This is a genomic window from Bradyrhizobium zhengyangense, from assembly GCF_022012555.1.
Lineage (GTDB): Bacteria > Pseudomonadota > Alphaproteobacteria > Rhizobiales > Xanthobacteraceae > Bradyrhizobium > Bradyrhizobium zhengyangense.
Genome location: NZ_JAKLTZ010000005.1, coordinates 277,806 through 291,466, shown reverse-complemented (window position 1 = coordinate 291,466; position 13,661 = coordinate 277,806). Strand labels below are relative to the sequence as shown.

General features: G+C 63.2%; 13 protein-coding genes. 8 read left to right on the top strand and 5 right to left on the bottom strand.

Annotated features, from left to right (window positions below; translation table 11 throughout):
- Window positions 1–451 precede the first annotated feature (451 nt).
- Entirely contained in the window at window positions 452–1,291 is an 840-nt protein-coding gene (locus tag L6639_RS21495; protein WP_128953064.1) for a formate/nitrite transporter family protein, read from the top strand.
- A gap of 85 nt (window positions 1,292–1,376) precedes the next feature.
- Window positions 1,377–3,110, top strand: a complete 1,734-nt coding sequence (locus L6639_RS21490; protein ID WP_237863622.1) for a bifunctional protein-serine/threonine kinase/phosphatase — start codon at window positions 1,377–1,379, stop codon at window positions 3,108–3,110.
- A gap of 15 nt (window positions 3,111–3,125) precedes the next feature.
- On the opposite strand, the gene L6639_RS21485 is transcribed toward L6639_RS21490, so the two are convergent.
- Window positions 3,126–4,043 (bottom strand): intradiol ring-cleavage dioxygenase, encoded by a 918-nt coding sequence (locus tag L6639_RS21485; RefSeq protein ID WP_237863621.1) that lies wholly within the window; start codon window positions 4,041–4,043, stop codon window positions 3,126–3,128.
- A 162-nt stretch (window positions 4,044–4,205) separates the two neighbouring features.
- On the opposite strand from L6639_RS21485, the gene L6639_RS21480 reads away from it, so the two are divergent.
- Entirely contained in the window at window positions 4,206–5,480 is a 1,275-nt protein-coding gene (locus tag L6639_RS21480) for a serine hydrolase domain-containing protein (protein WP_237863620.1), read from the top strand.
- A 153-nt stretch (window positions 5,481–5,633) separates the two neighbouring features.
- On the opposite strand, the gene L6639_RS21475 is transcribed toward L6639_RS21480, so the two are convergent.
- A complete protein-coding gene (locus L6639_RS21475; RefSeq protein WP_237863619.1) occupies window positions 5,634–5,867 on the bottom strand; it encodes a hypothetical protein in 234 nt (77 codons plus the stop codon).
- A 140-nt stretch (window positions 5,868–6,007) separates the two neighbouring features.
- Between L6639_RS21475 and L6639_RS21470 the strand changes: the two genes are divergently transcribed.
- Window positions 6,008–6,352, top strand: a complete 345-nt coding sequence (locus L6639_RS21470) for a DUF1236 domain-containing protein (RefSeq protein WP_237863618.1) — start codon at window positions 6,008–6,010, stop codon at window positions 6,350–6,352.
- A 358-nt stretch (window positions 6,353–6,710) separates the two neighbouring features.
- Window positions 6,711–8,168, top strand: a complete 1,458-nt coding sequence (locus L6639_RS21465) for a sensor histidine kinase (protein WP_237863885.1) — start codon at window positions 6,711–6,713, stop codon at window positions 8,166–8,168.
- 91 nt (window positions 8,169–8,259) lie between these two features.
- Here L6639_RS21465 and L6639_RS21460 read toward each other — a convergent pair whose 3' ends face one another.
- From L6639_RS21460 to L6639_RS21450, 3 genes are all read right to left on the bottom strand, one after another.
- On the bottom strand, window positions 8,260–8,601 hold the full coding sequence (locus L6639_RS21460) for a DUF748 domain-containing protein (RefSeq protein ID WP_237863617.1): 342 nt from the start codon (window positions 8,599–8,601) through the stop codon (window positions 8,260–8,262).
- A gap of 124 nt (window positions 8,602–8,725) precedes the next feature.
- The gene (locus L6639_RS21455; RefSeq protein ID WP_237863616.1) at window positions 8,726–9,457 is read right to left on the bottom strand and encodes a cytochrome c biogenesis CcdA family protein; all 732 of its coding nucleotides are present in this window, start codon (window positions 9,455–9,457) and stop codon (window positions 8,726–8,728) included.
- Between the two features lie 208 nt (window positions 9,458–9,665).
- Window positions 9,666–9,932: a hypothetical protein gene (locus L6639_RS21450; protein WP_237863615.1), complete on the bottom strand. Its 267-nt coding sequence runs from the start codon at window positions 9,930–9,932 to the stop codon at window positions 9,666–9,668.
- Between the two features lie 471 nt (window positions 9,933–10,403).
- On the opposite strand from L6639_RS21450, the gene L6639_RS21445 reads away from it, so the two are divergent.
- From L6639_RS21445 to L6639_RS21435, 3 genes are all read left to right on the top strand, one after another.
- Entirely contained in the window at window positions 10,404–11,453 is a 1,050-nt protein-coding gene (locus tag L6639_RS21445) for a LysR family transcriptional regulator (RefSeq protein WP_237863614.1), read from the top strand.
- 29 nt (window positions 11,454–11,482) lie between these two features.
- Window positions 11,483–11,854 carry a helix-turn-helix domain-containing protein gene (locus L6639_RS21440; protein WP_020608151.1) on the top strand — a complete coding sequence of 124 codons (372 nt, stop codon included), beginning with the start codon at window positions 11,483–11,485 and terminating at the stop codon, window positions 11,852–11,854.
- Between the two features lie 407 nt (window positions 11,855–12,261).
- Window positions 12,262–13,626 carry a L,D-transpeptidase family protein gene (locus L6639_RS21435; protein ID WP_237863613.1) on the top strand — a complete coding sequence of 455 codons (1,365 nt, stop codon included), beginning with the start codon at window positions 12,262–12,264 and terminating at the stop codon, window positions 13,624–13,626.
- The last annotated feature ends 35 nt before the right edge of the window (window positions 13,627–13,661 follow it).

Below are 13,661 nucleotides of genomic sequence, written 5' to 3'. Positions count from 1 at the left end.
ATCAAACTTCGGCTTTGCGCTCAATTCTTGAATGCTGATTCGCCCGTTGATTGTGCGTCGCACAAGAGTTGTGCAGTCGCCCGATTTTTCGCCACAGGCCCGATTTGGTGCCCGAAATGAGCGAATTCGCACTGAGCAAGCCCCGGCAAACCGGGCGTAGAACCCCGTGAAGAACCGGACCGGGCGGCCGCGCCTTTGGCACATCGATTGCTTCGTGACGTGCAGGTCAACGATGACTGCAGTGCGCCCGGGGTAGCGAGCTTCCGACGGCCACTAGGGTAGCGAAACCTGTTCGCTGAACCGCGAAGCGCGGTCATCGTGACGCTATCCCGGTGCATGCCGATATCGCCCAGGTCGCTCCCGCCCCGCGAGGTGCAGTTCATCGTGTTGGCCGTGGCGCGGTCGGGCAACGGTCGCGTCTCAAGGGGTCACACGCACAAAGGAACTGACGATGTCGTATCTCGCACCTTCGGAATTCGTCACCAAGATGGTGGACGCTGGGGAATCCAAGATCTTCATGTCCACCCGGGATACGGTCATCCGCGCCTATATGGCCGGCGCCATCCTGGCACTCGCGGCGTGGTTCGCCGTCACCATCAACGTCAACACCGGCCAGCCGATCGTCGGTGCGCTGCTGTTTCCGGTCGGCTTCTGCATGCTCTATCTCTTGGGCTTCGACCTTCTGACCGGCGTCTTCGTCCTCTCCCCGCTCGCGCTGCTCGACAAGCGGCCCGGGGTCACGCTCGGCGGCGTCCTGCGCAACTGGGGTCTCGTCTTCATCGGCAATTTCGGCGGCGCGCTGACCGTGGCCTTCATGATGGCGTTCGTCACGACCTTCGGCTTCACCCAGGACCCCGATAAGGTCGGCACGGCGATCGGCAATATCGGCGAAGGCAGAACGCTTGGCTATGCCGCGCACGGCGCGGCGGGCATGGCAACGCTGTTCATCCGCGGCATGCTCTGCAACTGGATGGTCTCGACCGGCGTCGTCGGCGCCATGATTTCCACCACTGTCCCGGGCAAGGTCATCGCGATGTGGATGCCGATCCTGGTGTTCTTCTACATGGTGTTCGAGCACTCCGTGGTGAACATGTTCCTGTTCCCGTCGGGGCTGATGCTGCATGCCAAGTTCTCGATCCTGGACTATTTCATCTGGAACGAGATCCCGACCGTGCTGGGCAACCTCGTCGGCGGCCTCGCCTTCACCGGCCTGACCCTCTACACCACGCATGTGCTGACGAAGCCGAAGCGTGAGGTGGCGGCGAAGAGCCAGCCGCGCGCAGCGGCCTGAGCGATCGCTATTCAAACGAGGGAGTGATGTCCGACAAGGGAGCTTTGCCTGCTAGGGTGAGGCTCCCTTTGCATTGGTGGCGAGGATGGGCCGGGGCTTGCAAATTTCGATTGGGCAGCACTCCGACAAGGGGCGCAAGCCGGTCAACCAGGACTTTCACGGCGCGCTGATCCCGACCGAGCCGATGCTGAGTCTCAAGGGCATCGCCGTCGTGCTGGCCGACGGCATCTCGAGCAGCGCGGTGAGCCAGGTCGCGAGCGAGTCGGCGGTCAAGAGCTTCCTGACCGACTATTACTGCACCTCCGAGTCCTGGACGGTGAAAAATTCAGCGCGGCGGGTCCTGGAGGCGACCAATTCCTGGCTTCACGCGGAAACCCGACGCAGCCAATATGCTTACGACCGCGACAAGGGCTACGTCTGCACCTTCACGGCCATGGTCATCAAATCGACCACGGCCCACATCTTTCACGTCGGCGACTGCCGGATCTATCGCGTCGCCGGCAAGGCCCTCGAGCAGCTCACGGACGATCACCGGATCATCGTCTCGTCCGAGCAGACTTATCTTGGCCGCGCGCTCGGGATCAATCCACAGATCGAAATCGACTACCAGGCGCTACAGGTCGAGCCCGGCGACATCTTCCTGCTGGCGACAGACGGCGCTTACGAATTCGTCGATCATCGCTTCGTCACGAGTACCCTTGCGGCCTCTGCCGCCGATCTCGATGCGGCCGCGCAAACCATCGTCGAGGAGGCCTATCGGCGCGGCAGCGACGACAACATCACCGTGCAGATCCTGCGCATTGATCAGGTGCCGCAGGCGGGCTCGGTCGATATGTTCGGCGGCACGGCCGAACTGCCGCTGCCGCCCCTGCTGGAGCCGCGAGCCTTGTTCGACGGCTATCGCATCGTCCGCGAAGTGCATGCCTCCAGCCGCAGCCACATCTACCTCGCCGTCGACACCGAGACCGAAGAGATGGTCGCGCTGAAGATACCGTCGATCGATCTGCGCGACGATCCCGCCTATCTCAAGCGTTTCCTGATGGAGGAGTGGATCGCGCGCCGGATCGACAGCCCCCACGTCCTCAAGCCGCGCTCGCGGTCCAGACGGCGCAACTACCTCTACGTCGCCACCGAGTTCATCGAGGGACAGACACTGAGGCAGTGGATGCTGGACAATCCGCGTCCCGACCTCGAGACCGTGCGCGGCATCGTCGACCAGGTCGCGGCGGGCTTGCGCGCCTTCCACCGCATGGAGATGCTGCATCAGGATTTGAGACCCGACAACATCCTGATCGACAAAACCGGCACGGCGAAGATCATCGACTTCGGAGCGGTCAAGGTCGCCGGCGTCGTCGAGGCGGCCCCCAGTCCGGCTGACGCCGAGATCCTCGGCACGGTCCAGTACACGGCGCCGGAATATTTTCTCGGCGAAGGCGGCTCGCCGCGGTCGGACATGTTTTCGCTGGCCAGCATCTGCTACCAGATGCTGACCGGAGAGCTGCCTTACGGCGCTCAGGTCGCGCGGATCAAGGGACGATCGGATGCCTGGAAGCTCAGGTATCGCCCGGCCAGCCACGACGACCGTGCCGTCCCCGTCTGGATCGACGGTGCGCTGCGCAAGGCGCTGCATCCCGATCCCAACAAGCGCCACGAGGACCTGTTCGAATTCACCTACGAACTCAGGAACCCTAACCCAGCTTATCTCGGCACGCGGACCGCGCCCCTGATCGAGCGCAATCCGCTGCTGTTCTGGAAGGTGACGACGGTGACGCTGGCCTGCGTCGTCGTCGCGCTCCTCGCTCTGCTGCACGCGCGCTAGCAGGGCCGATGCCGCTCAGGCCGGCTCGGCCGCCTTCGTCCCCAGCGGCTTCGGTGCGATGCCACCGCCCGGCTTGAGGTGGAATTCGTAGCTCATCAGGTGCCACTTCCCGTTCGCCTTGCCGCCGTCGGGCATCTCAGGCTCGTTGCGCGGCTCGACCTTGGCGACGAGGTCGTCCTTGACGCCGAACACCACGTCGGAATCGAGATATTTGTCGCCGTCCATGAAGACGTGGGTGATCAGCGGCTCGTAGCCCTCGGCATTGACCAGGAAGTGCACATGCGCGGGCCGCATCGGATGGCGCTTGGTCTGCACGATCATCTCACCCACCGGCCCGTCGGTCGGAATCGGATAGCTGCACGGCAGGATGGTGCGGAAGAAGAAGCGGCCGTCGCTGTCGGTGATGAAGCGCGCCCGTGCGGAGGCGCCGACCTCGTCGTAATTCGCCTTCTGGGAATCGTAGAAGCCGTCATCGTCGGCGTGCCAGACGTCGACCGGGACGTTCGCGAGCGGCTTGCCCTGGAGATCGGTGACCCGGCTCTGCACGAACATCCGCTCGCCCGTGAGGTTGTTCGGCGAGATGTCGGTGCCATGGGCGGTGACCTTGTGCTCGCCGACATAGAATGGGCCAAGCACCGTCGTCTGGGTCGCGCCGTCGCGGTCGCGATGGTTGACCGCGTCGACCAGCATGGAGACGCCAAGGACGTCCGAGAGCAGGATGAACTCCTGGCGGGTGTCGGTGCATTTCTGGCCGGTGCGCGTGAGAAAATCGATGGCGTAGTCCCACTCCTCGAAGGTGAGACCGGTCTTGCTCACGTAATCGTGCAGCGACTTCACTAATTCCTGGAGCAGGAATTTCGCACGCGGATCTGGCGTGTTGTCGAAGCTTTTGACGACGGCTTCGGTGAGTTCGGTCTCGTTGAACTGGGTCATGGCGCGTTTACCCTGGATTTTCTCGTTGGCCCGGCTGGGCTCTTTGGCGGCGTTCCAGAGCGGAGCCTACACCACCGCCCGGCCCCGCGTTAAGCGCGACAAGCTTGGAATAAGGTCGTCATTTCGGCTATCAACGCCTGACAAAACTGCCCGGAGGAACTGATGCTCGCCCCTACCCCCGCCTCGCCCGAATCCGTGGGCATGTCCAAGGCCGCCCTCGCCCGCGTCGATGCCCATCTGAAGGTCAGGTACATCGATGCCGGCCGTTTCCCGGGCACGCATCTCTTGGTCTACCGCCGCGGCAAGATCGCCCACAGCTCGGTGCAGGGCTTTGCCGATGTCGAGCGCAAGACGCCGGTCAAGGACGACACCATTTACCGCATCTATTCCATGACCAAGCCGCTCACCAGCGTCGCCTTCATGATGCTGGTCGAGGAAGGCCTGGTCGCGATCGATGAGCCGGTCGCAAAGTACATTCCGGAATGGAAGAACCTCGGCGTGTTCGTCGCCGGCACCTGGCCCAACTTCCTGGCGCGGCCGCCGTCTCGGCCGATGCTGATCGTCGATCTCTTGCGCCACACGTCCGGGCTGACTTACGGCTTCCAGCAGCGCTCCAACGTCGATGCCGCCTATCGCGCCGAGAAGATCGGCGAGGTCGAGAAGTCGGGCACGCTCGAAGGCATGATCGAGAGCCTTGCAAAGATCCCCTTGGAATTCTCGCCCGGTGACTCCTGGAACTACTCTGTCGCGACCGACGTGCTCGGCTACCTCGTCGGCAAGATCTCGGGGATGCCGTTCGAGCAGTTCCTGAAGCAACGCATCCTCGATCCGCTCGGCATGACCGACACCGATTTCCACGTCCCGGCCTCGAAGGCGCATCGTTTCGCCGCCTGCTACAATGCCGATCCCGGCGGTGGATTCACCATGCACGCCGGCCAGCGCCGCGAGGGCCTGACGCTCCAGGACGACCCGACCAAGAGCTCGTTCCTGACACCGCCCTCTCTCATTTCCGGTGGCGGCGGGCTCTGCTCGACGATGGCCGACTATCTCACCTTCTGCCGTGCGCTTTTGAACGGCGGCGAGCTTGGCGGTATCAGGTTGATCGGGCCGAAAACGCTGGCGCTGATGACGACCAACCACATTCCGGGCGGACAGGCGCTGCCGGAAGTGTCGCGCTCGCTGTTCTCGGAGGCGACCTATAACGGCATCGGCTTCGGCCTCGGATTTGCGGTGACGATGCGCCCCGCGGAGACGCTGATCGCGGGCAGCCCTGGCGAATACAATTGGGGCGGCGCGGCCACGACCTCGTTCTGGATCGATCCGGCCGAGGAACTGATCACGATCTTCATGACCCAGGTGCTGCCGTCGAGCGCCTATCCGATCCGGCGCGAGCTGCGCAGCATGGTCTATGCCGCAATCACCGAGAGCAATCTCTGACGTCCCTAACATTTGTTGCAATGGGCTTCGCGAGCATCGCGAAGCCCGTTGCTTTTGTACTTAGTGGAAATGGCCGATCAGATAGATGCCGCCGCCAATCACCAGCACGGCCGGCACGGCCCACAAAATCAAGACTGGCATTTTGCATCCTCCTCAGTTCGACGTGCAGACCTTGACGGTCTTCATGCCGCTCTCAGCCTCGGTGCGCGATTTGTAGATCGTGCCCGACGGGCTGACGACGGTCGTGCTCGTGTCCATCGGCTTCTTGTCGACGACCGTGCACTTCTTGGTCTTGACGTCCTGAACGACGTAGAACTCGTCGGCCGCGAACGCCGGCAACGAAAACGCAGCAATCATCACTGCCGCGGTTGCGATCCTCAGTTGCATACTCTCCTCCTCCAATTGCCGGACGTTCCGCGCCCGGTCGATCTGCAAACGGGAAAAAGTAGCAATTTGTTCCTAGCCGCCGGGAACGTCGCCTTTGGTGAGATGTTGTCGCGGCGCACAGCCCCGACGAGGAGGACAACATGAAAAAACTATTCCTGCTTTCCGCAGCAGCGTTGATGATCTCGACCGGCGCGTTTGCGCAATCGACCGTGGTGACGACGACCCGAACAGGCCATGCCGCGGCGATTCAGATCGAGCCGCAATACCGGACGCGGATCAAATCCTACGTCACCGAGCATCACCTGCGGCCGGTGACGACGAAGGAGAAGATCATCGTCGGCACGACGGTTCCGAGCGATGTCGAGCTCGAGGCGGTTCCGGCCGATTGGGGCCCGTCGCTGACGCAATATCGCTACGTCTACTCCGGCGAACGCGTCATGCTGGTCGATCCCGGCACGCGGACCGTCGTACAGGAAATCGACTGAGACGTAACGGACGGGCGGTCGCCTCGAAGGCGGCCGCCCTCTCGGAGTTGATCACATGACACCGCATCGAGAAGCCCGGATTGCCGGGCTCAGCCTGGCGGCCGTGTACGCCATGTGCCTGCTGCTCACCGCCATCAGCATGAGCTGAAGCAACGACGTCCGCGCGGACGTCCGCGACCGCGCTGCAAAAATCCCGTTCGGCCTGCTCGCCCATTCCGAAAATCGTGGCGCCGCGCAATTCCTGCCCGTATGGTTCTCTTCAAAATCATAGTCCGGCGCAAAGGCGCTGGAATCGGGACGCCCGCGTTTGTCAAAGCTCACCCTGCCGGTCCGGCTCGCTCTCCTGGTCACGGGAACGATGTTGCCGCTGATCGTCTTCGCGGTCGGCATCGCAGTCTACAATTACAAGCAGGACCGCAGCGACGCGACCCGCCGCGTGCTAGAGAACGTGCGCAGCATGCGCCTGGTGCTGGATTCCGAGGTGCAGCGGATGACCGGCGGGTTGCAGGTGCTGGCGCTCACGAACTCGCTGCGCAACGACGACTTTGTCAGTTTTCGCCGCATCGCGCTCGGCTTCCTCGATCAATATGGCAAGGGTGGCCTCGTGTTGATCTCCGACAGCAAGGGACGCATCCTGTTTTCGTCCACGACGGAAGACACGGCGAGCCTGCCGCCGCGCAGCAATATGGCGATCGTGGAGAAGTTGTTCGCGACCAAGGCACCGCAATATTCCGACTTGTTCAACGGCGCCTACAATCATCGTCAGGTTCTCACCGTCGAGGTTCCGGTGTTCCGCGACGGCGAGGTTATCTACGACCTCTGCTTCAGCCCGCCGCTCGGTATTTTCCAAAACCTCGTCGAGAAGCAGCGACCTGACCCGGAATGGACGGTCTCCCTGCTCGACACGACCGGCACAGTGTTCGCCCGAGTGCCCAATCCGGGCGAAACCTTCGGCAAGCGCGCGTCGCCCTCGCTCTTCACTGAGATGTTCCGTAGCAACGAGGCTGCGCTCTCGTCGGTGTCTCTCGACGGCATATCACTCGCGTCCGCCTATACGCGATCGCATCTGACCGGCTGGACGGTTGCCGCCGGCGTCCCCGAGAGCTCGCTGATCGCGCCGCTGTGGCGCAACATCGCAATTACGAGCCTGATCGGCGGCGTGTTGCTGCTGATCGGCCTCACCTTCGCCGTCAGGATGGCGACCACGATCGCGCGCGGCGAGATGCTGCACAATCTCTTGATCGAGGAGCTCAACCACCGCGTCAAGAACACCTTGGCCTTGATGCAGGCGATCGCGGTGCAGACTTTTCGCAGCGCCAGCCGCGACGAGCGGACCAAGTTCGAGGGACGTCTCGGCGCCCTCGCCGAGGCTCACAATCTTCTCAGCCAGGAGAAATGGGCGGGCTCGGAGCTGCGGGACGTGATCGCCCGCGTGCTCCAGCCGTTCCTGCTGGCGAATCCCGACCGCATCCGCATGGCCGGACCCGCGGTGCCGCTGTCGCCCCGGCTCGCCGTGGTGCTGTCGATGATCGTGCACGAGATCGCGACCAACGCCGCGAAATACGGCGCGCTCTCCAACGAGACCGGCCGGGTGACGCTGGACTGGGAGGTCATCGCCGATGCACCGAAGCCGCGGCTGCGGCTGATCTGGACCGAGATCGGCGGCCCCCCGGTGACAGAGCCGGTGCGGCGCGGCTTCGGCTCGCGCCTGATCGAGCGCAGCGCGCGCGACCAACTCGGCGGCGAGGCTACAGTCGACTTCCTGCCGCGCGGCGTGGTCTGCACGGTGACCTGCGCGCTGGACGAGACGCGGTGAGCGTTGGCGTGCCCGAAGGTCCCGGCCGCGGTATCGAGATCGACCGCGAGGCGCGGGCGCGGTTTGCGGTGAATTAGAACTGGGCCTTGTCTCAGCCTGGCCGGCAAGTCATTGCAGGTTCGAACGCTGCCTTGTGCGACCGAACCTCGAGTTCGACGGCTGTCGGGGCAGTGTTCCAGGGCGCCGCAAACCTGCCCGTCATCCGATCATTTGTCATTTTGCCGTCGAGCTGAATATCGCGCCTCTTACCTTCGTCCCATTCAATCGAAGCCGAAAAAGACAATTGTCCGGACGCTCGATCATAGTTCGTGACCTTCGCCGCGACCGGTTGCTTCAGTGCGCCTTCAGACCAACTCAGCTTGATCGCCGGGAAAGGCTTGCCATCCGAGACGATGACGACATAGCCGCCAACGTCCCCGCTTTCCTTTTCCACGCAACTGTCAGTGTAGTAGACGGTCCCGTCTGCGGACGCAGGCGAACAGGTCGCGCCGACAACAATGCCTGCCGCGGTCGCACAGCAGAACACGCCGCGCTTGAACCTTCTGGTTTGCACAGCCCTACCCGATCGTCTGCAGCACCGGAAACGTCTCCAGCAGCCAGATGCTGACATTGGAGACGGCGCCGGTGAGGAAGCCGATGCCGGTGATGACCATCAGCACGCCCATGGCGCGCTCGACATTGACGAGGTGCCCCTTCATCCGTGCGAACAGTCTTGAGAACTGCTCGATCATCAGCGCCGCGATCAGGAAGGGAATGCCGAGGCCCGCTGAATAGACCGCGAGCAGCCCCGCGCCCTTCGTCACCGTCGTCTCGGCCGCCGCGATCGAGAGGATCGCGGCGAGGATCGGACCGATGCACGGCGTCCAGCCGAACGCGAAGGCGAGCCCCATGATATAGGCGCCCCAGAGTCCGACGGGCTTCGGGATCGGGAGCCGGCCTTCACGCATCAAGATGCCGATGCGCGTCAATCCGAGGAAGTGCAGGCCCATCACGATGATGACGATGCCGGCAAGGATCGACAATTCCGCCGACCAGGCGCGGATCAACCCGCCGATCAGCGAGGCGCTGGCGCCGAGCGCCACGAACACCGTGGAGAAGCCGAGCACGAACAGCACCGCCGCCATCATGATCGCGCGCTTGGAGGCCGTGTCGGGCTCGCCGCTCTCGACGTGCTCGATCGTGGCGCCGGTGAGATAGATCAGATAGGGCGGGACCAGAGGCAGGACGCAGGGCGAGAGGAAGCTGACGAGACCGGCAATCATCGCCGCGGGAATCGAAACATTTTGCATGATGCAGTCGGAGCCATTTGCGGCCGCCGAGCAGCGCGCGGGGAATGCGCGCGGGGCTGGGACCGCACCGGCTCTGGTGTAGCCGATGCCGGGGAATGCGCAACAGAGGCGCGATCAAACCAGGGCTCCTCCCGATGCCGTCTGTGATCACAGATGCGGCATCGGGACGCGCACAAATCTTGCCAAAAAGCGAGATTCGGCGGCGCGGCTACTTCACCACGCGGAGCAGCGGACGCCGGGGCTGGTCCTGCGTCTGCTTGGAGGGGGGCAGCGGCTCGCTGGCAGCGCTCCGCAGCATTTCGTCGCACAGGGCCTTGAGGTCGGCGCTGTCAATTCCTTTAAGCTTCATCCTGACGTCGAGGATGACGATCGAGAGCAACTCGGCCGACTCACGGCTGTTGCTCTCGTTGAGGACCTTGCGGCACTCCTCGAGCGTCTCGAGCACCGACTGCAATTGTTCGTCTATATGCGACACCGGCGTGCTTTCCGTTATTTCGGGCTGCGAGACGTGCTTGAAACCATGCCCTCGGCCCCCAAGAAGACCGGAGGATAGCACGAGGAATCCGAGCCCTCGAATACGATTTCAGTGTGTTTCCGTGTCGAAACTGCGGTTCCCGACGGCATCGCTCCGCGATGCAAGCGGGAACGGTCAAAGATCAAACGTTTGGTGAGACACGATCGATCCACTCCCCGGGAACGCGCGTTTTCTCTCACGCCGTCCTGAGATCCATGTGGACCCGGCAATCCCGCAGCCACTTCAAGGCTCGCAACGGAACGCACAACTACCCCTCTTCCGAGCAATAATTTGCCCGATTCCCAACGCTAGCAACACTCCAATACCATATCGGGCGCGGTAAGTATGGCGTTCAAAACTCACCGTTCCCCAACCCGTCGTGGTTGTGGTTTGCGCTAGATTCTGCCAGTTTAGCGGTCCGAAGGGACTTGTATGCACTCCTTGGCGGAAAGGGGCGTTCCTCTGGAGGAACGCCTAAAAGCAAATATCAGCGGCCTCTCCGATTGGGACGCGGCCCGCATTTTTCTGGAAGTCGTTCGATGCGGAAGTTTCCGCTCGGCGGCCGAACGCTTGTCCTTGTCGATCAACGCTGTCCGCCGCCGTATCGATGATTTCGAGCGCCAGACCGGCACGACCCTGTTCACCCGCGACGTCCACGGCACGCATCTGACCGATGAAGGTGCGATGGTGGTGTCCGCCGTCGAGCGCATGGAGGCGGCAGCCTTCGACGTGCTGCGCACCAGCGATTCCACCGCCAACGCTCTCACCGGCGAGGTCCGCGTCGCCGTGACCGAGGGACTGGGGACGTTCTGGCTCGCTCCGCGGCTGGTCGAATTCCAGCAGGCCTATCCGAAAGTCCTGGTCGATTTGCATTGCGCGATGCGGTCGGCCGACGTCTCCCGCCACGAGGCCGACGTCGCCATCCACCTGTCGCGGCCCTCGGCCCTCGACGTCAAGATGGTGCGGCTCGGCCGCATGCATCTGATGTTCTGGGCTTCGGAAAAGTACCTTGAGAAATACGGCACGCCGCGCTCGGCCCACGAATTGATCAAGCACCGCCTGGTGCTGCAATTCGCCGACCAGCTCGCCGCCAAGGAAACCTTTGAGAGCTTCTTCCCGGGCGTTCAGGAACGTGACCTCCTGGTCATGAAGACCAACGTCTCAAGCGCCAACTACTGGGCGGTCGCGAATGGCGCCGGCATCGGCGTCTTCCCGAGTTATGCCATTGCGCTTGGCGGGAAGTTGATTCCACTGGAGGTCGAATTGAACCGACCGCTGGATATCTGGTTGTCCTACCATCCCGGTAGCGGCCGGATTCCCCGCGTGCGGCACATGATTGACTGGCTGATCGAGGCTTTCAATCCGGCTCGCTTCCCGTGGTTTAAGGAAGAATTCGTGCATCCGCATGAGTTCAAGGACTCGTATATGGGCGAACCCCTGACCCAGCTCTTCGGGGGATTTTCAACCGAAGAACAAAGGTGAAAACTAAGATGAAAGCAGCGGCGAAGAGAATGAAGCAGCGCAGTGCCGGCAAGCCGGACATCGAGCTTGGCAAGCGGATCCGCTTGCGGCGCGTCGAGATGAAGATCTCGCAGGCGGAGCTCGGTGAAAAGCTCGGCGTGAGCTTCCAGCAGGTCCAGAAATACGAGAAGGGCGTCAATCGCGTCGGCGCGGCTCGGCTTCAGCAGATCGCCTCCGCCCTCGACGTGCCCGTGACCTTCTTCTATGACGGCGACAACAAGGCCCGCGAAGTCGAAAGCCTCCTGTTCCTGGACTCGGCTTTCAGCCTCCGCCTGCTGCGCGCCTACAGCAAGATCAAGGATCAGACGGTGCAGCGTCAGCTCGTCTCGCTGATGGAATCGATCGCAGCGAACGAGAGCTGAGCCGACCTGCGGTCCGGCCTTCACGGCCGATGTTCAATCCGCCACGTCACGGGGGCGTGGCCGGATTGGACTGGACTGACGGACCCGATCTGACGGGATCAGATTTGGCCTGCGCGTGATCTGTGCGGTCACGGCTTTTCGGGGCGGCCTCGCCGCCCCTTTTTTGTTGGCAATTGGCGGCCATTGATCGCTGATATAGCGAACCCGTCCCGAGCCTGCTGCGACCAAATCGAGAGCCTCCGCGCCGAACGCGCTGGGCTCGATGTGCCGCGCTTAATGGGACCGCAACCCTGATGCCCTAGCGTGCCGCCGATTTCAGCGAATCGGTGACACGCCGCGTGGGCGGCCGGGACGCGCCGATGCGAGCGCCCGTTGCGGGCCTCGTCCTCATGGGGAAAACCAGACAGATGTCGAAACGCCATGCCGTGATCATTGCCATGAATCTGTTCGCGACGGGCCTGCTCGCCAGCGCGTCCGCGTTCGCGCAGACCGAGACCACGGGCCAGGCCGGCCCCAAACCTGCCGCCCCGTCCGGTGCAGTGCCGGCAACCGCCAACCCGGCTCACGCCGCCGCGCCCAAAACCGCCGTCGCGGCCCCGGCGTCCACTGCCGAGAGCCGCTCCGCCGCGGCGCTCGCGCTGACGCATGAGCCGACCTATGACGAGGGCACCGCCCAGCGGATCAAGGACGCCGCGCTGAGCTATTCCGATCTCGCGGTGCGCGGCGGCTGGCCAACGATCCCGGCGGACGCCAAGTTCGCGCTCGGCGTCCAGGGCGCCAATGACGACCTCCTACGCAAACGACTGATCCTCTCCGGCGACCTCGCCGCCGACAAGGCGAGCGGAGCCTTCGACCAGGATCTCGCCGACGGCGTGAAACGCTTCCAGGCCCGCCACGGTCTTGCGCCGACCGGCACCATGACACCGCGCACGCTCGCGGCGATGAACGTGTCCGTGCAGAAGCGCATCCGCCAGCTCGAGGCCTCGCTCGAGCGGCTGGAGAACACGAATTTCTCCTTCGGCCAGCGCTATGTCGTGGTCAACATCCCCGCCGCCTTCGCCGAGGCGGTCGAGAACGACGTCGTGGTGCGGCGCTACCGCGTCATCGTCGGCAAGACCGAAAAACCCTCGCCGACGCTGACGGCCCAGATCACGGGCGTTGTGCTCAATCCGACCTGGACGGTGCCGTCCTCGATCGCCAAGACCGAGATATCAGCCCATATGCGCAAGGACCCGACCTATCTGTCGCGCATGCACATGGAGGTGCTCGATGGCCACGACAATCCGATCGATCCGCATTCGGTCGACTGGTCGGGCACGCACACGCCGAACTTCACCGTGCGCCAGCAGAACGGCAGCTTCAACGCGCTCGGCGCGGTGAAGATCGACATGCCGAACTCCTATTCGGTCTACATGCACGACACCAACCAGCGCAGCCTGTTCAGCGACGACTACCGTTTCGATTCCCACGGCTGCTCCCGCGTCGACAATGTGCGCGATCTCGCCGCCTGGCTGCTCAAGGACCAGCCGAAATGGACGCGCGCGGCGATCGACGCGGAGATCGCCACCGGCCAGCACCAGGAGGTCGCCATGGCCAAGAAGGTGCCGGTGGCCTGGATCTATCTCACGGCCTGGATGACCAAGGACCAGACCATCCAGTTCCGCAACGACGTCTATAACCAGGACGAGCAGTTGCTCGAGGCGACCGCGGAAGAAGCGGCGTTCTTCAGCAATGCCGGCAACCATCCGCTGACCGCGCATATGGCGCAGTAGGCATGCAATCGCGGCACGGGCGGATGCGGAGCCCC